The sequence below is a fragment of the Shewanella sp. OMA3-2 genome, from assembly GCF_021513195.1.
Classification (GTDB): Bacteria; Pseudomonadota; Gammaproteobacteria; order Enterobacterales; family Shewanellaceae; genus Shewanella.
In genome coordinates, this window is the sequence record NZ_CP090974.1 from 2,138,862 (window position 1) to 2,162,764 (window position 23,903).

Here is a 23,903-nt window from a genome sequence, read left to right on the forward strand (position 1 = left end):
ACCTCTATCATAACACTCTACCGTATGCGCAGTTTCCAAAGAAAACACTAATAATTAGGGAATCACAGCATTATGCGTTTGGAAGTGAGTTGTAACGATCGCGTCGGTCTCGCGAAAGACATCCTCGTCGTACTTGAAAAATATGGCATTAATTTAATTGCCATTGATGCTAGCAACAAAGGCTTTTTGTACCTGCAGTTTGCCGAAATTAGTTTTGAAATGTTGCGCGAGCTAATGCCACTCATTCGTAAGGTAGAGAGTGTGCATGATGTGCGAACCGTCTCTTTCATGCCTTCAGAGCAAGAACATTACGCCTTAAAAACCTTATTAAAAACCTTACCTGATTCAGTATTCTCCCTTGATGCCAAGGGGCGCATTCGTATTGTTAACGAGTCTGCCTTATTAACCTTAAATATGGCCGAGCATGAAGTCGTGGCTGAGTCATTAAATCATTGGGTGCAGGGCTTTAACTTTGTGCGTTGGTTAAGCGAGCCTCAAGTACCTGCCGTTGCCTCACGTGTCACCATTAATGCCAGTGAATATTTAGCCGAAATGCTGCCCATTTATTTACCTGACGATAATGACAAAACTATTCTTGCCGGTGCTGTAGTGTCACTTAAGTCGCCAGCTCGGGTAGGTAAGCAGTTTAATGCACTACAAAATCAAACGACAGGTTTTGATAATGTGCTTGCCGTAAGTGACAAAATGAAAGACGTGCTTAAACAAGCTAAGCGGATGGCGCAATTAGATGCACCGTTACTGATAACGGGTGAAACCGGTACTGGTAAAGAGTTAATGGCCCGAGCCAGTCACGACGCCAGTATGCGCCGCGAGCATCCATTTATTGCCATTAACTGTGCAGCATTACCCGATAGTGTTGCCGAAGAAGAGTTATTTGGTTTTGTTCACAATGGGCATATTGTGAAACGCGGTTTTTTTGCCGAAGCAAAAGGCGGCACGATCTTTTTAGATGAAATTGCCGAAATGTCTAAAGCGGCTCAGGTTAAGTTACTGCGTTTATTACAAGATGGTGCGTTTAGACGCATGGGGGGTGACGAAGAAGTACGTGCGGATGTGCGAATTATTTGTTCTACCCAAAAAAATCTTGCCGAGCTATGCCAGTCTGGCGAGTTTAGAGAAGATTTGTACTATCGTATTCATGTGCTGAGTTATCATATGCCGTCTTTACGTGAGCGTAAGGTTGATGTCATTCCGTTAACTGAAATGTTTTTAGAGCATTACAGTCAGCAATTATCTAGCCCACTGCGTCGTATTTCGGCCTCTTGTCGAGATTACTTATTTACCTATGCCTGGCCTGGTAATGTGCGTCAGTTGAAAAATGCTATTTTCCGTGCAGTGTCTATGTGGGATGGGTCGGCTGAATTAACCGTAGAGCAGCTTAAATTACCTTCATATGCAGAAGGTTTTGGCTACTTTGATGAAGAGTTTGAAGGCACATTAGATGAAGCAATGAAAGAATACGAGGCGAATTTATTACGTCGTTTGTATCCCGCTTATCCAAGTACAAGGCAATTAGCCAAAAAGCTGGGTGTATCACATACTGCTATTGCGAATAAATTACGTGATTACAGCATTTCAAAGAAACGTTAATTCGGCTGTGAAATAGTACTGTAACGTTTTGATGCCACAGTTTTGTTGGCTATTTAGTCAATGCATGGCCTGAAAATCACCATTTTCAGGTCATGTTTATAAATGTATACAAATATTTACAAAATCAGGGTAGATACCCGGATATGTGATTCAGCTCACAAGCTGTTTATTGCACTGTTTATCGGTTATTTCTATCATCAATCAAGCTGCAATTGTCTGATTGGCTCGCATTCTTTTACGGCCGACAGACTTTTCCAATATTAGGAGCAATAATGAAACTTGCAAGTTATAACAACGGTCGTCGTGATGGCCAACTTATGTTAGTAAGCAAAGATTTAACTAAAGCTGTTGCTGTACCTGCAATTGCTCACACTATGCAGCAACTGCTTGATGCGTGGGACTTATTAAACCCACAGTTACAAGAATTATATGAAGCGCTTAATGCTGGTCAAATGGATAATGCGATTGCATTTGACGAAAGCAAATGTTTATCACCATTACCACGCGCTTATCAGTGGGCTGATGGCAGTGCTTACGTCAATCACGTTGAGTTAGTGCGTAAAGCGCGCGGTGCTGAAATGCCAGAAACCTTCTGGACTGATCCATTAGTTTACCAGGGTGGTTCAGACAGCTTTATCGGCCCTAAAGCCGACATCGAAATGGCCAGTGAAGAATATGGTATCGATTTTGAATCTGAAATCGCTATCATTACTGACGATGTGGCTATGGGTGTTAGCAGCGAAAATGCCGCTAAGCATATTAAATTACTGATGCTAGTTAATGACGTATCTTTACGTAACCTTATTCCAGGTGAATTAGCTAAAGGATTTGGCTTCTTTCAATCTAAGCCTTCAAGTGCCTTTTCTCCAGTTGCAATTACGCCAGACGAGTTAGGTGACAAGTGGCAAGACAGCAAAGTGCATTTGCCGTTAGTGACCCACTTAAACAGTGAATTATTTGGTCGTCCAAATGCGGGCGTCGACATGACATTTGATTTTAGTCAGTTAGTGTCTCATGTGGCTAAAACTCGTCCTTTGGGCGCCGGTGCTATTATTGGTTCGGGTACCATTTCTAATTACGATCGCAGTGCAGGCTCAAGCTGTTTAGCTGAAAAACGTATGCTTGAGATTATTGCCGATGGTAAAGCAAGCACGCCATTTATGCGTTTTGGTGACACGGTTCGAATTGAAATGTTTGATGACAGCAACGTCAGTATTTTTGGTTCTATTGACCAAAAAGTTGTAGAGTACAAAGGTTAATTCGTTATCCATTAAGATAATATTTAGGCAATAACAGACATGTTATTGCCTTTTTTATAGGGAAAATAACATGAAATTGTATGGATATTGGCGTTCAAGTGCCGCATACCGAGTTCGCATCGCACTTAATCTGAAGCAATTAAGTGCTGAGCATATTTCGGTGCATTTAGTTAATAATGGTGGCGAGCAACATTCTGAGGCATTCCATCAGCTAAACCCTCAGCACTTAGTGCCTGCGTTAGTTGACAGTAATGAACAAGGCGAATTTAGCTTAACCCAGTCTTTGGCGATTATTGAATATCTTGAAGAAAAATACCCTCAAATTAGTTTATTACCGGCTAACCTAGAAGATAAAGCTGTGGTGCGCGCCATGTCGCAAGCCATTGCCTGTGAAATTCATCCACTAGATAACCTACGGGTATTACAATACCTAGTCAAAGAAATGGGCGTTGATGAAACTCAAAAAATGACCTGGTATCATCATTGGGTTCATGTCGGGTTTAGTGCGTTAGAAGTGCAACTGGAACGTTTTTCTGGTCAGTTTTGTTTTGGTGACAAGGTCACGTTGGCCGATATTTGCCTCGTGCCACAGGTTTATAATGCCGAGCGCTTTAAAGTGCCTATGGATGCTTATCCAAATATTGTTCGTGTATGGCAAAACTGTAATCAACTTGATGCTTTTATTCAAGCTGCGCCAGAACAGCAAGCTGACGCGAGTTAAGGTCTTGCCTGTGCTAAAAGACAGTAATGCAAAACCTGCTACCGATAAACTCAGCACGGAACACTTTGATCCGATAGCTGAGTGCTGTTATTTAGCTCAATTGGCTCAATTAAATGAGTGGTTTGAGCAAGATACCGTGCGGATGCAGGCATTAACGGTTTGCGCAGCAGTGTTTGCAAAGCTCAATATTACTGACTGGGCTATCGCTGCGGGTTTTGTACGTGATTTTGTTTGGGATAATCTACACGGTTTTCCAAGCCGTGAGTTAAGCGCGTTAAATGATATTGATGTCATTTACTATTGTGAAAAAAATATCACTCAAACCCAAGAAAAGCATATCGAACAATTACTGTTCAGTGTCATGCCGCTCAAGTGGTCGGTAAAAAACCAAGCCAGAATGCATATTCGAAATCTAGATCCTCAGTATCACTCCTGTCTCGATGCTATGGGGTATTGGCCAGAAAAACAAACAGCCATCGCGGTTAAATTGAATGTGCTTAAAGTGCAGCCACAACAACCAGCCAGTTCAAATTCTAGCTCTGACATTGGCGCATTAGTGTTTACTCATGCCTTTGAACTTGCCTGTTTATTTAATTTTAGTCTGACGCATAACCCAAAGCGTTCATTGACTCTATTTCAACAGCGAGTCATCCAAAAACAATGGCTTGCACGCTATCCCAAATTAATATTACAACCATCTGCTAAAAAATAGATCATAGATCACTCAACCCTCAGTCCATTGCATAGCCAATCGCACAACCAATATTCACCAAAAGCTCATTGATTAACTAATATCAGGTAACCACAGACAATCTTTAAACGCTGACAACTTGCCAAACTTCAATCAATCCGCTATTTTACTGTTAATATATACAGTGTTTGGGCGTTAAATGATTTTATACATTGCAGAAAAACCCAGTCTAGGCAGAGCCATTGCTGATGTATTGCCTAAACCGCATAAAAAAGGTGATGGCTTTATTACCGCAGCTAACGGCGATTGTGTGTCCTGGTGTATTGGCCATTTACTTGAACAAGCTGAACCAGATGCATACGATGCCGCGTTTAAATCATGGAAGCTCGAACATTTACCCATTATTCCGCAAACGTGGCAATTAAAACCCAAACCTAAAACCCGTAGCCAATTAACCGTATTACGTAAATTAGTTAAGCAAGCCTCAGCAATTATTAATGCAGGCGATCCCGATCGTGAAGGGCAATTGTTAGTCGATGAGGTGATTTCCTATTTGGGCGTAAAAGGCGACAAGCTGAGTAATATACAACGTCTATTAATCAGTGATTTAAACCCGCAAGCGGTTAAAAGGGCACTAGGACAGCTGCGCAGCAACCGTGACTTTATTCCTTTATCAACCTCAGCATTAGCTCGCAGCCGTGCAGATTGGTTATATGGCATGAACATGACACGCGCTTATACCATTCAAGGTAAAAAGGTTGGTTACCAAGGTGTGTTATCAGTGGGCAGGGTTCAAACCCCTTACTTGGATTAGTGGTTCGCCGTGATGATGAAATCGCCGATTTTAAGCCCAAGTCTTTTTATGAAGTATTAGCCCATTTAGTCACAGATCAACAGCAAAATTTTACTGCCAAATGGCAACCTAGTGAGGCTTGCCAGCCTTATATGGATGAAGATGGTCGGGTATTAGCCAAAGGTTTAGCCGAAAATGTGGTTCACCGTATTAATGGTCAACCTGCTGAAGTCACCAAGCTTGAAGCCAAAGATAAACGACAAAACCCACCATTGCCTTATAGCCTATCAGCACTGCAAATCGATGCGGCGAAGCGTTTTGGGCTATCGGCAAAAGAGGTGCTTGATACCTGCCAGAGTTTGTACGAACGGCATAAATTGATTACCTACCCCCGTTCAGACAGCCGTTATTTACCCAAAGATCAACATGGCTTAGCCCCTAAAGTATTGGACGCGGTACTCAAAGGTGCGGCCGGACTCGTTGAAGGGTGCGACGCGCCCAATGCCAAGCTTAAGTCTAAGGCGTGGGACGACAGTAAAGTCGATGCCCACCATGCCATAGTGCCAACCGAAAAAGTGGCTAACTTGTCATCGTTATCCAGTAATGAGGCCAAGTTATATCAGCATGTAGCACGCCAATATCTAGCTCAGTTTTACCCCGCTTATATTTACGCTGAAACCGCAGTTGAAGTGACCATTGCTGGTGGCTTGTTTACTACCAAAGCCCGTCAAGATAAAACCCTAGGTTGGAAGCAACTGTTTAAACGCACAACAACAAATCAGGCCAATAATCATTCAAACAGCAGTGAAGATGATAACGACGATGGGGGACCGTCGTTGCCACCATTAGTTAAAGGACAAATACTGCAATGTGAGCGTGGCGAGTTATTAGAAAAAATGACTCAGGCACCAAAGCATTTTACCGACGCCACCTTATTAGGCGCGATGACGGGTATTAGCCGTTATGTTACGGATAGTGAAATTAAAAAAATCCTTAAAGAAACTGACGGGTTAGGAACCGAAGCCACTCGGGCAGGGATTATTGAATTGTTATTTAAGCGCGGTTACTTAGTTAGACAAGGGAAATCAATTCTTGCTACGCCAGTCGGTACTGGTTTAATCCGCAGTTTACCTGAGTCTGCAACCACTCCCGACATGACCGCATTATGGGAAAATAGCCTAGATGCCATCAGTCAAAAACGGCTTAAGTATGATGCGTTTATGCAGCCATTACTGAGCCAATTAGAAGGTTTAATCAGCCAGGCATCTAGCCAGTTACCGTCAGCACTACAAGGCGTTGCTAGTACGGCACCTAAACGCAGTTTTAAGAAGTCGTATAAAAAGAAAGTTAAAGCGAAAAGCTAATCCATTGATGTATCTTCATGACTGCTTTGGGAAAGTTCAATTTATCCATTCCCGAACCAACATGTTGCGCGGAACTGTAAGTGATGAAGCTTCTCTTTTTTTGATGATGCTCCAGAGTAATATGACCAATTATTTAAAATATCAAAAAATGTTGCTGATTTAATTAGAGTTACGATACACAGCGTTCAAGCGTTAGAGAATCAGAATAGACTTAATAAACTCAGTAAAATAGCACAAGACACTGCCCAGAAATTAACAGAACAAATATGATTTGAAAGCAATTTAGGCATAACATATTGTAATATTTCGTTCATAGACTCACTGGTGAAATGACTGTTGGCCGTTCCGGTCCCAACGCAGTATTTTCCGACTGGCAAAGTATTATAAATTTTAATAAAGTGATGGAGTACATATTGAAAATTAACCACATAATATTATCAACATTAGCCATTCTTTCTGGTTGTGATGCATCGGATCCCAACAATGATATCGATGTTTATATAAGTACCAGGGAGCTACAATGCCAGAACAATGGTTTACCTATTTCTCTGACTAAGAGCTATTTATTAGATGCCAATATAGAAGTGAAAAGTGAAAGTTGCGGTTCTTTAACTCAAGTGATTTACGCTACTGTTTGTGGTGAGGAGACAGGAAAGTTACATGTGTTCACTATTGATAAAGCCGATTCACAAGTTGTAGAGAATATAGGATTCACTCTACCGAGTAGCTCAGTTTCTGAAGATGATTATAAAAAAGTAGAGTGTGGTGTATAACTGTTTAATGGGGTAGCCGCAGATATCTAACCTTTTGCCTCTACACCATCCTACCTGCGGTGATTAAACGATTGATTTACAACAATACATGCAACAGTCTCGTTAGATGTTTAGATGTTTAGAGGTTTTATGAAATCATTTTCAATTTTGCTTATAAAAATACTTGCTTTATATTTGGCTTTAACAACATTGTACTCATTTCTACCTGTTGTTTTTTCTGGAAATGTAAATAGTTTATTCCCACCTAAGCTGTTGGCTGTTGTATCTGCAACGGTTCTTTTGCCAATCATTAGTGGCATAGCTCTCTGGAAGTATGCAGAGTGTATTGCTGATAAAATTTATACAAATGAACCTGAACTGAATAAATGTACGGATGTTGAAATTGTAAGTGCGGGTTTATTTTTAATTGGTATTTCATTACTTATTAAGCATATAGGTATTTTTTTAAATCATTATTTATCAATGGGTCAAATCAATTATGGCTCAATATTTGTTATACTGATAAGCATCTTACTGGTTTTCAGAAGTAGTATATTTAAAAATATTTATTCAAAATATAGCAACAACAGATAACAAGAGACTATGGCGTGAAGAGTTAATATTAAGCTTTTAGCGCTGCCCATAAAACACCATCTCTTAACATCGAATTTAATCTCACAGCCATATTTCATACAGGCAATAATTGCTGATAAGTCTGTTTAAAAATGGGGCAAGATTGAATTGCTGACATAATAGCCACTTTAGTTAAAACAGAAATACAACCGTAGTTACTTGATGCGGTAATCAGAGCTTTGTTTAGATAACTTATCTTCAGAGAAGCGTTAACCCAAACGGGTTGCCTTTTTATGGGGAAATTAAAACTTAATCTGATTGGTTGAATATCGGTCATTAAACGCATGAAATTGTGTAGAACTGGCACCTCTTATCTATTGATACTTAAGTCATGCTGAATTAGACATTGACTATGATGTAAGCATCAATGAATAGGCATTAGAGCAATCCTATAATGGCTATAGTATTTTACACTCGCGACTTTTTCTACTTTTTAACGTAAGCAATGGCCGCGATTAAGGCTAATCAACTTATCTAGAATATGTTCGCCATCGATACGAATGCCGTTGTGTTCATATTTAGAGGTAAGCCAATATTTTAAGTTAAGCCAATATTTTAAGTTACCGACTTGTTTGGCGGTTTCTAAGCTATATAGCATGTCGACATACATGTCCTCGCTATAAATGGCCTGTCTTTTTTTGTCGATTTCACAAACCGTCTTGTGAGACACTCTGGCTAAAACTCTGCTAAATAATCAGTATTAATAGACGAGGATAAGCGCCCAAATGGAAATCAGATTTACACAGCTGCAATGCCGTTCGTCTAGTGTGACGATAGACATTGATGATTGGCTTATTGAACCGCAACAATCTTGGGGGGTGTTTAGTACCGAAGGTGGTTTAGGTGCCTTATTGGGCCAGCTCTTCACTCAGCAAGCGCAAGATAAAACCTTGACCTATTCTGGCAAGCTATCGGGAGTAGACAGCTCGAAAGTCGCCTTGGTGTCTTTGCATGAACAGCAACAGTTACTCGACGATATTCTTGATCAAGATGACAGCGGATCTTTAGGCTATATCGATCCTAAAACTACGGTTTATGGGGTTATCTTTGCTCAATGTAATGATGAAGTGCTGACTCATCGATTATTGCAGCAATTAGATCTCATTCAGTTGAGTGCTAGTCCGTTTACCCAGCTTTCTACCGGCGAAAGCCGCCGGGTGATGCTTGCCCGCGCAGTGGCAACCAAAGTGTCTTTTTTAGTGCTCGATGAACCTTATGCAGGGCTTGATGTTGGCCATCGACAAGCGTTAAGTCACTATTTACAGCAGTTATCGCAAACAGTACAAATGCTGGTGGTGGTGTCGCGTGAAGAAGATATGCCAGACTGGATTGAGCATATTGCGATGTTTAATCATGGCGCACTAGACAGTGTAATGATTAAGTCTGAGTGGGATAATCATCCGCTTATAAGCCAACTTACCGCGCAGTCTGGCCAACAAAGCGAAGAGTTGTTGGCGCTTATTCGTCGCCATCGTCACCGTCCAACCTTTGCAAATCCAGTTTTTCAATTGAACAATGGCCGAGTGGCTTACAGTGATAAAGTGATTTTTTCTGGGGTGAATTGGCGCATCGATAATGGCGTGCATTGGCAAGTTAAAGGTCCTAATGGTTGCGGTAAAAGTACTTTGCTTGGGCTTATTTTTGGCGATCACCCGCAGTGTTATAGCAATGACATTGATATTTTCGGTAAAAAAAGAGGTTCAGGCGAAAGCATTTGGGAGATTAAAAAGCATATTGGTATGGTGTCCTCGGCGTTGCATTTACAATATCGGGTTAATAGCAGTGCCTTAGATGTGATTGTATCGGGCTTTTATGACTCGATTGGTTTGTATCAACAACCGACAACGCAACAAGTGGCTATCGCAACTGAGTGGTTAGCCATTTTACACATGGGTCATTTGAGTAAATCGTCATTTAGGCAATTAGAATATGGCCAGCAGCGGTTATTGTTAATCGCCAGGGCCATTGTTAAACAGCCAACGTTATTGATCCTCGACGAGCCTTATCAAGGTTTAGATTATCTGGGGCGTAGATTGATTAAAAACGCCCTTGAACTCATCGCCAAAGAGCACTTAAGTCAATTATTGTATGTGTCACATTATCAACAAGATAGCCTTGATAGTATTGAGCACTATATTGAGTTTGTTTTAGATGATGCCCAGCAAGGCTATCGGGCAGTGGTCAGCGGGCCAACGTTAACTTAACCTGATGTAATGGTCTCCTAAAAAACAGTCAATTGAGGTTGGCTGTTTTGTTTCAGGCTGTTGCAGCGTTATGGCGAACGGTTATGTAGCGCTTATGGCATGGCTCAAATTCTATTACTAAAAATAAATTGATAATGTTTCAATTTTTACCCTGTATATAGCGAGCAAAGTTAAGCGTGATGTCAAATGACTACCATCAGGTTGAGTCAGACTCGCCTGAAAACATGCTTCGTTTTGCAGAGCTGCATGGGTTTACTTTTCCGTATTTAGTGAATGAAGATCAGCATGTTGGTCAACACTACGGCACTGTGTGTACCCCAAAGTTTTTGGTTTTAATGCCCAGGGTGAGTTGCAATATCGTGGTCGCTTAGACGATGTGTGGTTACAAAATGATCCTAATCGCGTCCCAGAGCTGGTGAATACCATGCAATTAATTGCAGTCATTGGAAAGGGCCTGAACAACAACGCCAGTATGGGGTGTTCAATTAAATGGCGTTAATACCCTTGAAAACACGTTATTAAGCACAATATATGCGAGATACATATCAGCCGAATTTATTGTTAACCATTTGATTTATTGAAACCGTCATCTTTTATTTTTATGGAGCATCACATGACTCACGCTATTATTTCTGATTTAGAAAAACGTTACACCGCAAAACGCTATGATGCGACTAAGCGCGTATCACAAGATGATTTAGCCGTTATTTATGATGCAATGGTGTTGTCACCTTCATCAATAAACTCTCAACCATGGAAATTTATCGTGATTGAAAGTGATGCTGCAAAACAACGTCTACATGACTCTTATGCTAATAAGTTTCAGTTTAATCAACCTCATGCTAAAACGGCTTCACATACAATATTGTTTGCATATAACCCTAAGTATACTCGCGAAGATTATGCCAAAGTGGTTGACCAAGGCATTATTGATGGCCGTACTAAGGCTGAAGCTCGCGAAGGTGCATTTGGTTCATACGCATTTGTTGATTTAAATACCGATGCAGCGGGTAATAATGCGCCTTGGACTAAGTCTCAAACCTATTTAGCCTTAGGTAATACTATGCACACGTTAGCGCGTCTTGGTATTGATTCTACCCCGATGGAAGGCGTAGACAGTGAATTGCTGGGGCAAATTTTTGCTAAAGAGCTCGACGGTTATGTGTGTGAAGTTGCCTTAGCATTTGGTTATCACCATTCAGATGAAGACTACAATGCCAAGTTGCCTAAGTCGCGTTTAGCTCAAGATAAAGTATTGCAGGTTTTATAATGGGCTAATCGTTTATCACGATTGGCGCTATGTAAAGGGGCATAAGATTAAATCTTATGCCCCTTTTGATTTTATTATAATGTTGATGTTTAATTTTTTAACGTAAGCAATGGCCGCGATTAAGGCTAATCAATTTATCTAAAATATGTTCGCCATCGATACGAATGCCGTTGTGTTCATATTCAGAGGTAAGCCAATATTTTAAGTTACCGACTTGTTTGGCGGTTTCTAAGCTATATTGCATGTCGACATACATGTCCTCGCTATAAATGGCGGCAGCAACAGGAACCGTATTATTTGCAAGTTGGCTTAAATCGTATAAGTCAGGCCAATCTTTGTGCTCGGCTATTAATGCTGCCGCCGCAGCAAGCGGTTTTAGCGCGTTAAATTGATTGAACATCCACGGGTAAACCATTTCGCCTGTAAATAGTAATGGCTGTTCTGGTTGATAATGAAACTCAGGGTAGTTATCTCGCACCCTATGAGCAGCCCATTTTGATGCACTTTGCTGGCAATAAATAGACTCATGCAACAGGGCAAATATTGGATTTGTGTTGTAGTCTAAAAATTGGCTAAATTGATGTAAGAAAAGTGGGTTAACTTCAGTGCCCTGGCTTGTCTCAATAAGAGCTTGTTCTAGCAAGTAATAAACCGCTTCAGGCCCTTGCTCCATGCCTAAATTAATGCCCAATAATTGGAACATTTCGACAGTGAGTTGCTCACCCGTTGCTAAATAGACTTTATGTTCATACAAGTATTGCGCGATACGGTCTACTAAGGTTCTCGCGTCAGTAAATCGAGTAAAAAAGTCTGCATTTTTAGCTAACACACGTTGGTAAGTGGCTTGATAAACCTCATCGGCACAGCGTGTTAATGAAGGAACACCGCCAGTGATATAAGCTTCTTTCACACCTTGCGGTGCAGCTGACAAATAATGCAGCACGCAAAAACCACCAAAGCTTTGGCCTAGAATACTCCATGGTTGGTTAGCTGATAATTTTGCACGGATAAACTCAGCGTCGCGAATGATATTGTCGGCGCGAAAATGGCTTAAATACTCGGCTTGTTGTGTAGCGGTTAAATGACTTAACGATACCGCATTTACTGGTGTAGACAGGCCTGTGCCACGTTGGTCGAGAAGTAATACGCGGTATTCCTGTAATGCACGTTTTATCCAACCACTATTAGTGATAGGTCTAGCAGCGCCAAAACCTGGACCACCTTGAAAGAATACTAAGTAAGGTAATGATTTATGCTGATTTTCAACACTGGCTATTTCGCGGGCAAAAATTGAAATTTGCTGATTTGAATTCAATTGATAGTCTAAAGGAACTGAAAAGGTGTGCTTTTGAACCACAATGTCTTTTAAGGTTTGTGAAATAATCATCTTGGCTTATCGTTATTTATTTGAGGATGATTGTATGTGCCTGTAGGCTATATCACAATCAATCAGGCAGATTAAATTTAAGTAAATAGCTATCAAGGTCAAGTTCGCAAAGGTAAAATTAGACAATAATAAAACCTTGGCAGCGACATTAGGGAGTCTTTCATGAAATATCAAATCATACCGGTTACCCCGTTTCAGCAAAATTGTAGTGTGATTTGGTGCGAAACTAGCCTCAAAGCAGCGGTTGTTGATCCTGGTGGTAACATTGACCGAATTTTAGCCGAAGTAGCAAAGCTTGGGATAACGGTTGAAAAAGTATTGTTAACCCATGGCCATATTGATCACGTTGGTGGGGCTAAAAAACTCGCCACTGAATTAAATGTGCCCATTATTGGCCCGCATATAGCGGACCAGTTTTGGTTACAAGGGCTTGCTAAACAAAGCCAGAACTTTGGTTTTCCCCTTGTTGAAGCATTTGAACCTGACCAGTACCTCACAGAAGCTGATGTTATTACCGTGGGGCAGCAGTCTTTATCGGTATTGCATTGCCCAGGACACACACCGGGACATATCGTGTTTTACTCTAAAGTGTCCGGATTAGCTTGGGTGGGAGATGTACTGTTTAGAAGCTCTATTGGCCGTACCGATTTTCCGCAATCTAATCATCAAGATTTAGTGAACTCAATAACCCAAAAACTGTGGCCGCTAGGTAATCATGTCAGTTTTATTCCTGGTCACGGCCCTATGTCTACTTTTGCTGAAGAACGTGAGCATAACCCTTTTGTAGCGGATCAATTACTCAGTTAGTTTATATTGAAATACTGAACATGCAGCTTTGCTAAAACGAGGGTGATAGTTTCAGTTAAACCCAGCGATAGGCGTTAAAAACGTATTTTGTCACACTCGCTAAAACGGCATTACATACTTTTATACATTTTGACGCTTTTCATCATTAGCGTACAGTGTTAGGTTTAATCAACATAACACTGTTTTTAGAGCTCAGAATGCGCCAACACTTGGTTGATTTATTAGATGTTTGGCAAACTGATTATCAAGATGATTGGGTTGTCGCCATCCTTACACATGTACAAGGTTCTTCGTATCGAAAACCGGTGCTATCATGTTTTTCCACCCACTAGGCAAAACATTAGGCATGCTCAGTGGTGGCTGCTTAGAAGCTGACTTACGACGTCATGCGCAGCGCGCCATTCAAACCCAACAAGTTGTTCAATTAACCTATGATGCCACCGATGAGTCCGACACTAGCTATCAATTAGGCTGTGGTGGCATTGTTAATATCATGATGCTACCAATTAACTCAGCCAATCAGTATCTAGGCCTGCAAAAGCTCTATTTTGATTTAAACAGTGGCAAAACAGGTGAGTTTCACATCGACATTGCTAAGCAAGACACACCGTCAAGTAAAGTGCGTGGGAAATGGCAGGCAAAACCTAAAAATCAATTGATTAATCAAACGACATTTATTGCATCAGTTGATGAGGGAGAAAGCTTCATCGCTGACGGTATTCACATTGAAAAACACATTCATGGTCAGTTGATTATTCCGATAACTCCACCCATTCATCTCGGTCTTTTTGGCGGCGGATTAGATGCCCAACCTATTGCGCAAATGGCGGCGACTTTGGGCTGGCAAGTGACTATTTTTGATGAGCGTACCGCCTATGCTCGTCAATACGATTTCCCTAGTGCCAACATAATGAAAATGCCATTTGATGGTGTAAATGATGAGGTTTATCAAACCTTGGATGCCGCCTTTGTGATGACCCATAACCTGACGCTTGATGCTAAAGCGCTTAATCAACTGGTTAAGTTCGATATAAGCTACATTGCCTTACTGGGGCCAAAACATAGGCGCGATAAAGTGCTTAATGTCGCTCAATTAAATATTAATGATTTTAGTGGCTTTTTTTCAGCCCCAGCGGGATTGGCGTTGGGCGGCGAGTTACCAAGTTCAGTAGGATTAAGCATGTTGGCCCAATGCCATGGGGTATTACATAACAGCCAGTTAATTAGTTTAGATAAAGTGATGCGTTAATGTCACTGAACAGAATACCTAATCCACAAGATGATAAACCTATCGTAGCGGTCATTTTGGCCGCAGGCGGTAGTAGTCGATTTGAAGGCGTGAAACAAATCGCTCAACTTAATGTTAATCATTCAATATTAGCCTCAACAATTGAGGTGATTAAAACCGTACAATTAAGGTTTAATCAATCGGCTGTTAATCTGGTTGATGATAATCATCATCTACTTGAGCAAGCCAATATTGCCACTTTGAGTGCATTAACTCTGGCAAAAGTAGCTGTGGTATTAGGTGCAAATCAACAGCAAATAATGACTGATGAACTATCATCAATTATGCTTGAACAGGTGGAAGTGGTGGTTAATCATCAGTGGCAGCAAGGTTTGGCGACATCAATACACAGTGCAGTTCATTATGCGCTTGAACAGCAAGCTTGCGGATTAATGTTGATATTAGCCGATCAGGTCGCATTAACCGCTGATCATTACCTGACTTTACTGCAATCTTTTGTGACACAGAATCAGACAACGAGCGCCTTTTATCAGCAAAGTGTGGGTGTGCCTGCTATATTTTTAGCGCAAGATTTTGAACAACTATTAGCGTTAACTGGTGACAGTGGTGCTAAAAAAATATTAAAAAAACGACAACAATCACATCGTTTAGTGTGTATAGACCTACCGCAAGCGAGCATAGATATTGATACCCGAGCCGATCTAACAAGATTTTTGGCAACCCAGGAGTAAGTGATGACAATTCCAACTCAAACCCTATTAGTTAATGGTAAAAACTTTACCATAGATGCAGACCCCAACATGCCAGTATTGTGGGCATTACGCGATATTATAGGCTTAACGGGCACCAAATTTGGATGCGGTTCAGGGCTTTGTGGTGCCTGTACTATTCATGTTGACGGTGCGCCAATGCGCGGTTGCTTAACCAGCCTTAAACAAGTTAGCGGTAAGCAAGTGACCACCATTGAAGGTGTGGTCGCTGAGCAGTTAAAGGCGAAGTGGGCGGAACATAACGTGCCGCAGTGTGGTTATTGCCAAGCGGGTCAAATAATGTCTGCTGCTGCATTAATCGCTCAAACACCTAAGCCAACAGATAACCAAATTGACGAGGCCATGTCGGGCAATATATGCCGTTGTGGGACATACCCACGTATTAAAGCCGCCATAAAAGCAGCTACCACTGATATTGCGGGGGCGTAATCATGACAACATTTACCGCTATAGAAAATATTAGTCGTCGCGATGTATTAAAGCTTTTTGGTGCAGCTGGTGGCGGATTAGCCTTAGGCGCCACAGGTTTAGCCTGGAGCCCAATGGCATTAGCACAAGATAAACTGGCAATGATGAATCTGTTTATTGCTATTGGCGAAGATAATAAAGTGTATTTAACCTGTCATCGCTCAGAAATGGGGCAGGGGATCCGTACCGGAATTCCACAAGTATTAGCCGATGAGTTAGAGGCGGATTGGGACAATATTGTGGTAGTCCAGGGGTTAGCGGATAAGCGCTATGGCAGCCAAAATACCGACGGTAGTCGCAGTATTCGTAAACATTACTCCCGTATGCGTCAAATGGGGGCGATGGCCAGAACCATGTTAGAAATGGCCGCGGCAGAAAGATGGCAAGTATCGCTTATTGACGTTTATGCAAAAGCGAATAAAGTACACCATAAAGGTTCAAATAAAAGCTTATCATTTGGCGAACTCGCCCTTGATGCGGCTAAACAAACTGTGCCTGAAATTGACTCATTAACCTTAAAACCTAGCAGTGAATTTACCCATATTGGCCAATCTAAAACCATTGTTGATATGCAAGGTATGCTTAATGGTAAAGCTATGTATGGTTATGACATTAAACTAGACGGTATGGTGTACGCCAGTATTAGTCGCCCGCCGGTTTTAGGCAGTGACGTGGCCAGTTTAGATGACTCTGAGGCCCGTAAAATTGCAGGTGTCATTGATATTATTCAGTTACCTGTGCCTAAAGGTGCGCCGCTATTTCATGCGTTAGGTGGCATAGCAGTTATTGCGACTAATACCTGGAGCGCCATGCAAGGTCGTAAAGCATTAAAAGTGACTTGGACAGCTTCGGTTAATGACAGTCACGATACTGATAAATACATGGCTGAGCTGGTGGCCAAGGTTCAACAACCAGGTAAGGTCATGCGTCAATTAGGCGACAGCGTGCAAGAGTGGCCTGCGGAATCAAGCCTCAATGCTGTTTATACCGTACCTTATTTAGCCCATGCCATGATGGAGCCTCCGGTGGCAACTGCAAATGTAACCAGTGAAGGATGTGAGCTGTGGTCATCAACTCAAACGCCACAAAGTACTCAGCAAAATGTAGCAGGTGCCTTGGGGATCGCAGAAGATAAGGTTAAAGTAAATGTCACTTTATTAGGTGGGGGGTTTGGGCGAAAATCTAAGCCTGATTTCAGTGTTGAAGCGGCGATAATTTCGAAACGATTAAATAAACCCGTAAAAGTGTCGTGGACCCGCGAAGATGAAATTCAGAATGGTTATTACCATGCTATTAGTGCTCAATTTTATCAAGCAAGGTTTGATGGTAACAATAAAGTCGATGCTTTTTTAGCCCGTACTGGGTTTCCGTCTATTAGTTCAACGTTCGCAGAAGGTGTCGATATGCCATCGGCTGGTGAACTTGATTTAGGCTTTTCAGATGTGCCACTAGCGTTACCACGCATTCAGTTAGAAGCCGTTAAGGCAACCGCGCACACACGCATCGGCTGGATGCGTTCGGTTTGTAATATTCAGCATGCATTTGGTATTGGCAGCTTTGTTGATGAGTTAGCGGTTAAAGCCAATAAGTCTTGTATTCAAATGTGGCGAGATCTACTTGGTGCCTCACGACATGAAACTTTTAAAAATCAAGGTTTCGAGTATGGTAACTATGCAGAGGAATTAACCGATCATCCAGTTGATGTTGGCCGTTATCATCACTTGCTTGACATTATGGAAGGCAAGTTGGCTCAGCAACCACAAGCAGCGAAAAATCAAGGTTGGGGTTTTGCAATTCATCGCAGCTTTGTCAGCTACGTTGCGGTGGCAACCTTAGTTGAAGTGGCTGATGGTAAGCTGACAGTATTAAAAACCATTACCGCAATTGATGCGGGTTTAGTGGTTAACCCTGATAGGGTTAAATCACAAACAGAAGGCGCGGTTATCTTTGGTTTAAGCTTAGCGATGATGGGAGAGATCACCTTTAAAGAGGGTAAAGTGGAACAATCAAACTTCCATGATTACCCGCTGCTACGGTTACCACAATGCCCGGATATTGAAATTATACTTGTGCCCTCTGATGCCAACCCCGCAGGTGTTGGAGAACCAGGTGTTCCTCCTGTAGCCCCTAGCTTAACTAATGCTATTTATGCCGCTACAGGGAAAAGATATCGAGATTTACCACTAAATCGTGATTTAACGCTATAAATAGATCATTTGATTAAAGTATAAATAGGTCTAGGCCGAAATAAATATATGCCTAAGTGTTGGGGGTCAACGCTTAGGCTTTTTTATTGGTCTTGCGGTTAAGTTTTATCTCAATATATTTATCTGAGCAAAATTAAAGTAAAAAAATTAATACACTATACTTTGGTTCAGATTACTTTTTGTGTACATAAAGATTACTAGGGAAATCTTATGAAAGCTATTCAGTTTCGTAAAGTCGATGCCATGCTGATTAAACTCAGTTTAAACGGTAAGTTTTGGGTTGTTTGCTCACTCGTTACCGTGATCACACTGGCAATTGCCATGTTGAATCAACAGCATAATCAAACAATTATTCAAGCCAGTTCGATGGCTCAAGCCAGTGCGAGTGTGCAGGCTTTTGCCGATGCAGCTGCTAATCAACAGTTATCTTTGGAGCAATTAAATCAGTTTGCTGAAGCTAATCAGTTGTCTGTGGTGATGCAGTCATCTGCTATTCGACGGGGGGATTCAATCACTGTAACGGCACCTGTGGGAAGTCAATTTTTATCATTGACTAAAAATGTTGCCCAATGGGAACAAGCGCAGTCGGATAGCAGCTTATTTTGGTATGCCTTGCTGGGTTTATTGCCGTTGTTTCAATTATGCTATTGGATCTCGACCTCGTTAGGCGGTGGACTATGGGATATGTATGTTGCTATTAAACGCTTAGCAGATGGTAATTTAAGCCAAAGGCTCAACTTTTTTGGCACCGATGATTTTAGTTTAATCGCCACTGAAATTGATCGCTGCGCAGATAACATGAGTGAAATGGTCACTGCCATAGGCGAAAATGCAAACACCTTAGCAATGGCTGCAACCACCTTTAGTCAACAAGCTAGTACTAATGAAGATTTAATCAAGCATCAACATCATTTCTTAGATTCTGTTTCACATTCGATGGAACAAATGACAGCGGCCATTGCAGATGTTTCTCACCATGCATCAACAACCTCGGGTCATACTAAAGAAAACTCAGTGCAAGTTAATCAAAGTCGTAAAGGAATTAAGGATGCTGAAGAGCGTATTAATTTTTTAACCGCGCGTATTTCTGATGCCTTCGCATCAGTTGAGCAGCTGTCTAAAGACGCGACTCAAATTAATGTGGTGGTTACCACTATTAATGCTATTTCAGAACAAACTAATTTACTTGCATTAAACGCGGCCATTGAGGCTGCGCGAGCCGGTGAGCAAGGTCGCGGCTTTGCAGTCGTTGCCGATGAAGTAAGAACACTTGCTGGACGCACGCAAAAAGCGACTGTTGAAATTCAAACCATGATTGAGGGGTTACAAACAGGTACAACCAAGTTAACCCAAATTACTAATGAAATTGTTGAGCAGGCAGATGAAGGAAGTGTCAGCATTAAAGCCGTAGGAGGGGAGATTATCTGTATGGCGGAATCGATTAATGTGGTATTTGATATGAGTAGCCAGATTGCCGCATCAGCAGAAGAGCAAAGTGTCGCATCGGCTGACATTGTTTCACAAGTTAATGAAGTCAGAAGCCAATCGGATACTATTCTTGCTAATGCCAATCAGGCATTGGTTATTGCTAATGACTTAAATGTTGCTTCAAAAGGGTTAAGTCAGATTTTGGCCCAATATCATACCCATTAATTAAGGGTAAGATTTAACATCTATGGCTCATTAAATTCTCTTTATTGAGCCATTTTTATTGATGTAGAGCTATTTTGATAAATATATAACATTGTTAATAGATGGGCATTATTAGCGATGATGAAAGCTATTATTATATTTGGTGATTGGCGGAGGAAACCTATAACTACATATTAACGGATTGATGAGTACTATTTTGTGTTTGAGCGTGTTTCGGTTGACTCAATTCTGGCATCTCACACACGGTATTTCTGCCACTGTGCTTCGCTTTATATAAAGCAATATCAGCCAGTTTTATTAGATCTTCTAAATTATGCATTTGATCATTAAACTCTGCCACCCCTAAACTGGCTGTGACAGATAGTGAGCCTTCATCATGTAACACTATCATTTCCGCTATTTTATTGCGGATTACATTAGCCAGTTTAACCGCCGCCATTTTACTCGTATTAGGGAGAAAAATAATAAACTCTTCACCGCCCCAACGGGCTAAAATATCATTCTTTCTAACTTGTTTATTTAATGTACTAGCAATGCGTTTAAGCACCGCATCTCCTGCGGCATGGCCATGTTCATCATTTATTTTCTTAAACCAATCAATATCAAGCAAGATTATCGAAAAGTCGGTTTTATCTTTAATACCTAAATTCCATAAGGGATCAGCTGCCGCGGTAAACGCCCGTCGATTATATAGCGCGGTTAAATGATCGATTTGTGCAGTGACCTCAGCTGTTATACGCGCTTTGTCGACTTCTTTTAAATTAAACGCCAATGCTAAAGCCAAAATGGACATTTCAATTAACATGCCGACTTCAATGCTATGGAATAACAATGTGTTATAAGGTATTACGCCTCCTGTGGTGGCTGCCGAAATAGCAGCCCCTCCTGCCCCCATAAAAACCGCAGGAATAAAAAATTTGACCATTTTATGGCCATTATTTAACGCTAGAAAGCCCAATGAAACAAAAATAACGACTAATAATGAGGTTAGCGCAACAGCAATCTCAACAGCGAGCAATTGATCTGCATTAATAAATAGACAGACCATCAACAAAACTAAGCTTGTGTATATCCACCTCTTCATCTTATATATTTGGGGTGAAAAAACTTTCAATTTGAGAAATTCAAAACAAAAAGCAATACCAAAAATAATGTAAAAATACAGAAAAATAGTCATTAACCATTGTTGTAAAAAAATATTATCGGGCCAAATGAACTTAAAACCATGACCAGTATAAGCAATGTTTAAACTTAAAAATGATAATAAATACAAAGCATAAAATATGAAACTGGCATCTTTTAAACTAATAAAAAGCGCAATGTTATAAACAAATAGGATAAAAAAGGCACCATATAAAAATCCATAAAAGTAACTTGATAAAATGAGGTTATCTTGAATGATTGCTTCGGTTGATAAATAGAGCGGGATCAGCAGCGGGTCGTTCGATTCAAATCGCATCATTACCTGGGTGATCCCAGGTTTAAACTCGTGTGGCTGAGACAGCATGCGTGTTTGATTTTTTCTTGCAGAGTAAGGTAAGGCGTCGCCTATATAGGTTTTATCTATCAGCTTATTTTGGTGAATAAAATAAAAATTAGCATGATCTAACCAAGCACTATCGAGATAAAATACCTTCTTTATAGCTTCGGTGGACGAATTATTAATTAATATCGATGCCCATAATACATCATGGGTAAAACCAAAACTGACAGTTTTATTAACGTTTTGGGTAAATTTTCCTTGCTGGTATTGTTTTAAGGCATTCAGGTACGATAAATTCGTACTACTATCTTGTAGAATATTTAAGTGTTTATTTATTAATAGCTCATTAGAAACTGTATGTAACTCAATAGCTTTGCTATTAACGCAACAACTATAAAAGAGTAAAAATAACAATAAAAAACGAATGGTAAATCCCCAAAAATAATAATCTACTTACTTAGAATAGAGCTTAGTAGGGCTTTTGTCTAACCAGCAAATGTACAACTTCTGCATTACATTCAACATTTGTCTTGTGTCACGAGTCAATGTTCTGCCGTGATAGGATTAGTGAGAGACAATCATGTTTAATGTGAGTATTAATCTGCGCAGTGCGGTATTGCTTTTTATTACCTGATTCACGTCAGTGAGTGACAGCATAGAGTATTGTTGAGCTTTCCTTGTGATGGTATCAATAAAAATAGCAGCAATATATTGCTGCTATTTTTAGCTGGTAAATAATGTGTGCCATTGATTTATTGCTAAGCCCTAAGATTTAGCTTAATTGAGAGCCATCTTTTTTATCATATCTAACGCTACAGCTTCAGCAATACTAATACCGTCAATACCTGCGGATAAAATTCCACCAGCATATCCAGCACCTTCACCAGCCAGGTACAACCCTTTGGTGTTGATACTTTGATAATCTGCACCGCGCTTAATTTGCACCAGGAAGATGTGCGGGTTTCAACACCAGTTAACATGGCATCTTTACTGTCAAAACCGCGGATTTTTTTACCAAATGCAGGTAATGCTTCACGAATAGCATCGATGGCAAATTGTGGTAACGCATCGCTTAAATCGGTCATTTTTACATTAGGTTTATATGATGGCTCAACGTTTTCAAATGGCTTACCAGCACCAGCAGCTAAAAAGTCGCCGACCATTTGCGCCGGTGCATCGTAATTACTGCCGCCCATAATATAAGCATTACGTTCTAATTTGCGTTGTAATGCAATACCTTGCAGTGGATCGTTATCAAAATCACTTGGATCAATGCCCACTACAATGGCGCTGTTGGCATTACGCTCGCTACGGGAGTATTGGCTCATGCCATTGGTGACAACGGCGTGTTCTTCAGATGTTGCGGCTACAACCACGCCGCCTGGACACATACAGAAACTGTAAACACTGCGACCACTTTTACAATGGTGCACTAATTTATAATCTGCCGCGCCTAGTAGAGGGTGACCCGCATTAATACCAAAGCGGTCTTTATCAATCATCTCTTGCTTATGTTCGATACGAAAGCCAATCGAAAATGACTGTGCTTGCATAAAAACACCTTTATCATGCAGCATTTGAAAGGTATCACGAGCACTGTGACCTATCGCGGCAACGACATGTCTAGAATGCAACACTTCGCCATTTCTTAGGGTCACACCGGTGACTTGACGATCGCTTATATTGATTTCATCGACGCGGGTTTCAAAACGTATTTCACCGCCTAGTCGAGTTATCTCACGGCGCATTTTCTCAACCATTGTCACCAGCTTAAAGGTACCAATGTGAGGTTTGCTGACATAAATAATTTCCGCAGGTGCGCCAGCAGCAACAAATTCTTGCTTTACTTTTAAACCTTTAAATCCTGGGTCTTTAACCTGACTGTAAAGTTTTCCATCCGAAAACGTGCCTGCGCCGCCTTCACCAAATTGTACATTAGATTCAGTATTTAATTCACTGGTACGCCAAAAGCGGAAAGTATCTTTAGCACGTTCATGCACAGATTTACCGCGTTCAAGAATGATAGGTTTAAAGCCCATTTGCGCCAGTATTAAGCCAACAAATAGACCGCAAGGTCCCATGCCAATCACTATCGGCCGTTCGGTTAATCCTTCTGGTGCATTAGCAACATATTTGTAATCCGTATCTGGCGACACGCGAATGTTGTGGTCATCTACAAGAGATGCCAATAACGCAGTTTCGTCTACATTTGTTAAGGTGATATCTAAAGTATAAATGAGAAAAATTAAATTCTTTTTACGTGCATCATAGCCACGCTTAAATACATGTATATCAACCAGCTGATCCGCTGTAATAGAAAGCCTTTGCAACACGACTTGTTGCAAAGCATCTTCATTATGGTCTAGAGGCAATTGTACTTGGTTTAAACGGATCATGATCTACCTAAAAAAGAGACTTAAAAAACAGCGCGTAGTTTACGTGATCTAGACTAAAAATGAAATTAACTATTGATGTTATCCACACGGAAAACAGTGCCGTTTTACTGCTCAGTGATATCGATTCTAATGATAATATCAGTGCATAATATTAATAAATGCTGCAGGGTTTAACTTAGCTCAGG

Annotated in this window: 16 protein-coding genes and 4 pseudogenes; 16 read left to right on the forward strand and 4 right to left on the reverse strand. The window is 40.9% G+C overall.

Features of this window, described 5'->3' with window-relative positions; genetic code table 11:
* Positions 1 to 72: 72 nt before the first annotated feature.
* The 7 genes and pseudogenes from tyrR (at position 73) to L0B17_RS09460 (ending at position 7,785) form a co-directional block, all read left to right on the forward strand.
* Positions 73 to 1,611, forward strand: a complete 1,539-nt coding sequence (gene tyrR, locus L0B17_RS09430) for a transcriptional regulator TyrR (RefSeq protein ID WP_235084338.1) — start codon at positions 73 to 75, stop codon at positions 1,609 to 1,611.
* Between the two features lie 272 nt (positions 1,612 to 1,883).
* Positions 1,884 to 2,870 carry a fumarylacetoacetate hydrolase family protein gene (locus tag L0B17_RS09435; protein WP_235084342.1) on the forward strand — a complete coding sequence of 329 codons (987 nt, stop codon included), beginning with the start codon at positions 1,884 to 1,886 and terminating at the stop codon, positions 2,868 to 2,870.
* A 70-nt stretch (positions 2,871 to 2,940) separates the two neighbouring features.
* A complete protein-coding gene (gene maiA / locus L0B17_RS09440) occupies positions 2,941 to 3,591 on the forward strand; it encodes a maleylacetoacetate isomerase (protein WP_235084344.1) in 651 nt (216 codons plus the stop codon).
* 10 nt (positions 3,592 to 3,601) lie between these two features.
* A complete protein-coding gene (locus tag L0B17_RS09445; RefSeq protein ID WP_235084345.1) occupies positions 3,602 to 4,303 on the forward strand; it encodes a nucleotidyltransferase family protein in 702 nt (233 codons plus the stop codon).
* Positions 4,304 to 4,481: 178 nt separating this feature from the next.
* Positions 4,482 to 6,439 (forward strand): annotated as a pseudogene (locus L0B17_RS09450) (DNA topoisomerase III).
* A 329-nt stretch (positions 6,440 to 6,768) separates the two neighbouring features.
* The gene (locus tag L0B17_RS09455) at positions 6,769 to 7,212 is read left to right on the forward strand and encodes a hypothetical protein (protein ID WP_235084347.1); all 444 of its coding nucleotides are present in this window, start codon (positions 6,769 to 6,771) and stop codon (positions 7,210 to 7,212) included.
* Positions 7,213 to 7,341: 129 nt separating this feature from the next.
* The gene (locus tag L0B17_RS09460) at positions 7,342 to 7,785 is read left to right on the forward strand and encodes a hypothetical protein (RefSeq protein WP_235084349.1); all 444 of its coding nucleotides are present in this window, start codon (positions 7,342 to 7,344) and stop codon (positions 7,783 to 7,785) included.
* Positions 7,786 to 8,257: 472 nt separating this feature from the next.
* Here L0B17_RS09460 and L0B17_RS09465 read toward each other — a convergent pair.
* Positions 8,258 to 8,452: pseudogene (locus L0B17_RS09465) on the reverse strand (alpha/beta hydrolase); the annotation flags it as partial.
* Positions 8,453 to 8,549: 97 nt separating this feature from the next.
* Here L0B17_RS09465 and L0B17_RS18170 point away from each other — a divergent pair.
* The 3 genes from L0B17_RS18170 (at position 8,550) to L0B17_RS09490 (ending at position 11,298) form a co-directional block, all read left to right on the forward strand.
* Complete coding sequence (locus L0B17_RS18170; RefSeq protein WP_272491873.1) at positions 8,550 to 10,028, forward strand: ATP-binding cassette domain-containing protein; 1,479 nt, start codon at positions 8,550 to 8,552, stop codon at positions 10,026 to 10,028.
* Positions 10,029 to 10,338: 310 nt separating this feature from the next.
* Positions 10,339 to 10,527 (forward strand): hypothetical protein, encoded by a 189-nt coding sequence (locus L0B17_RS09485; RefSeq protein ID WP_235089954.1) that lies wholly within the window; start codon positions 10,339 to 10,341, stop codon positions 10,525 to 10,527.
* 114 nt (positions 10,528 to 10,641) lie between these two features.
* Positions 10,642 to 11,298: a nitroreductase family protein gene (locus tag L0B17_RS09490; RefSeq protein ID WP_235084355.1), complete on the forward strand. Its 657-nt coding sequence runs from the start codon at positions 10,642 to 10,644 to the stop codon at positions 11,296 to 11,298.
* Between the two features lie 97 nt (positions 11,299 to 11,395).
* Here L0B17_RS09490 and L0B17_RS09495 read toward each other — a convergent pair whose 3' ends face one another.
* Positions 11,396 to 12,685: an alpha/beta fold hydrolase gene (locus tag L0B17_RS09495; protein WP_235084357.1), complete on the reverse strand. Its 1,290-nt coding sequence runs from the start codon at positions 12,683 to 12,685 to the stop codon at positions 11,396 to 11,398.
* A gap of 162 nt (positions 12,686 to 12,847) precedes the next feature.
* Between L0B17_RS09495 and L0B17_RS09500 the strand changes: the two genes are divergently transcribed.
* From L0B17_RS09500 to L0B17_RS09525, 6 genes and pseudogenes are all read left to right on the forward strand, one after another.
* Positions 12,848 to 13,492 carry an MBL fold metallo-hydrolase gene (locus L0B17_RS09500; protein ID WP_235084359.1) on the forward strand — a complete coding sequence of 215 codons (645 nt, stop codon included), beginning with the start codon at positions 12,848 to 12,850 and terminating at the stop codon, positions 13,490 to 13,492.
* A 197-nt stretch (positions 13,493 to 13,689) separates the two neighbouring features.
* Positions 13,690 to 14,741, forward strand: a pseudogene (locus L0B17_RS09505) (XdhC family protein).
* Positions 14,741 to 15,472 carry a nucleotidyltransferase family protein gene (locus L0B17_RS09510; RefSeq protein WP_235084361.1) on the forward strand — a complete coding sequence of 244 codons (732 nt, stop codon included), beginning with the start codon at positions 14,741 to 14,743 and terminating at the stop codon, positions 15,470 to 15,472. The pseudogene L0B17_RS09505 and the gene L0B17_RS09510 overlap by 1 nt, the downstream one beginning before the upstream one ends.
* 3 nt (positions 15,473 to 15,475) lie before the next feature.
* Positions 15,476 to 15,940, forward strand: a complete 465-nt coding sequence (locus L0B17_RS09515; protein ID WP_235084362.1) for a (2Fe-2S)-binding protein — start codon at positions 15,476 to 15,478, stop codon at positions 15,938 to 15,940.
* Between the two features lie 2 nt (positions 15,941 to 15,942).
* A complete protein-coding gene (locus L0B17_RS09520) occupies positions 15,943 to 18,186 on the forward strand; it encodes a xanthine dehydrogenase family protein molybdopterin-binding subunit (protein ID WP_235084365.1) in 2,244 nt (747 codons plus the stop codon).
* A 210-nt stretch (positions 18,187 to 18,396) separates the two neighbouring features.
* Positions 18,397 to 19,839 (forward strand): methyl-accepting chemotaxis protein, encoded by a 1,443-nt coding sequence (locus L0B17_RS09525; RefSeq protein WP_235084367.1) that lies wholly within the window; start codon positions 18,397 to 18,399, stop codon positions 19,837 to 19,839.
* A 166-nt stretch (positions 19,840 to 20,005) separates the two neighbouring features.
* Here L0B17_RS09525 and L0B17_RS09530 read toward each other — a convergent pair whose 3' ends face one another.
* Entirely contained in the window at positions 20,006 to 21,736 is a 1,731-nt protein-coding gene (locus tag L0B17_RS09530; protein ID WP_235084369.1) for a sensor domain-containing diguanylate cyclase, read from the reverse strand.
* Positions 21,737 to 22,099: 363 nt separating this feature from the next.
* Positions 22,100 to 23,718 (reverse strand): annotated as a pseudogene (locus L0B17_RS09535) (NAD(P)/FAD-dependent oxidoreductase).
* Between the last annotated feature and the right edge of the window lie 185 nt (positions 23,719 to 23,903).

Coding starts and splice junctions, on each gene's coding strand:
- tyrR (WP_235084338.1), top strand. CDS start 73: ATGCGTTTGGAAGTGAGTTGTAACGATCGCGTCGGTCTCGCGAAAGAC.
- L0B17_RS09435 (WP_235084342.1), top strand. CDS start 1,884: ATGAAACTTGCAAGTTATAACAACGGTCGTCGTGATGGCCAACTTATG.
- maiA (WP_235084344.1), top strand. CDS start 2,941: ATGAAATTGTATGGATATTGGCGTTCAAGTGCCGCATACCGAGTTCGC.
- L0B17_RS09455 (WP_235084347.1), top strand. CDS start 6,769: ATGACTGTTGGCCGTTCCGGTCCCAACGCAGTATTTTCCGACTGGCAA.
- L0B17_RS09460 (WP_235084349.1), top strand. CDS start 7,342: ATGAAATCATTTTCAATTTTGCTTATAAAAATACTTGCTTTATATTTG.
- L0B17_RS18170 (WP_272491873.1), top strand. CDS start 8,550: ATGGAAATCAGATTTACACAGCTGCAATGCCGTTCGTCTAGTGTGACG.
- L0B17_RS09490 (WP_235084355.1), top strand. CDS start 10,642: ATGACTCACGCTATTATTTCTGATTTAGAAAAACGTTACACCGCAAAA.
- L0B17_RS09495 (WP_235084357.1), bottom strand. CDS start 12,685: ATGATTATTTCACAAACCTTAAAAGACATTGTGGTTCAAAAGCACACC.
- L0B17_RS09500 (WP_235084359.1), top strand. CDS start 12,848: ATGAAATATCAAATCATACCGGTTACCCCGTTTCAGCAAAATTGTAGT.
- L0B17_RS09510 (WP_235084361.1), top strand. CDS start 14,741: ATGTCACTGAACAGAATACCTAATCCACAAGATGATAAACCTATCGTA.
- L0B17_RS09515 (WP_235084362.1), top strand. CDS start 15,476: ATGACAATTCCAACTCAAACCCTATTAGTTAATGGTAAAAACTTTACC.
- L0B17_RS09520 (WP_235084365.1), top strand. CDS start 15,943: ATGACAACATTTACCGCTATAGAAAATATTAGTCGTCGCGATGTATTA.
- L0B17_RS09525 (WP_235084367.1), top strand. CDS start 18,397: ATGAAAGCTATTCAGTTTCGTAAAGTCGATGCCATGCTGATTAAACTC.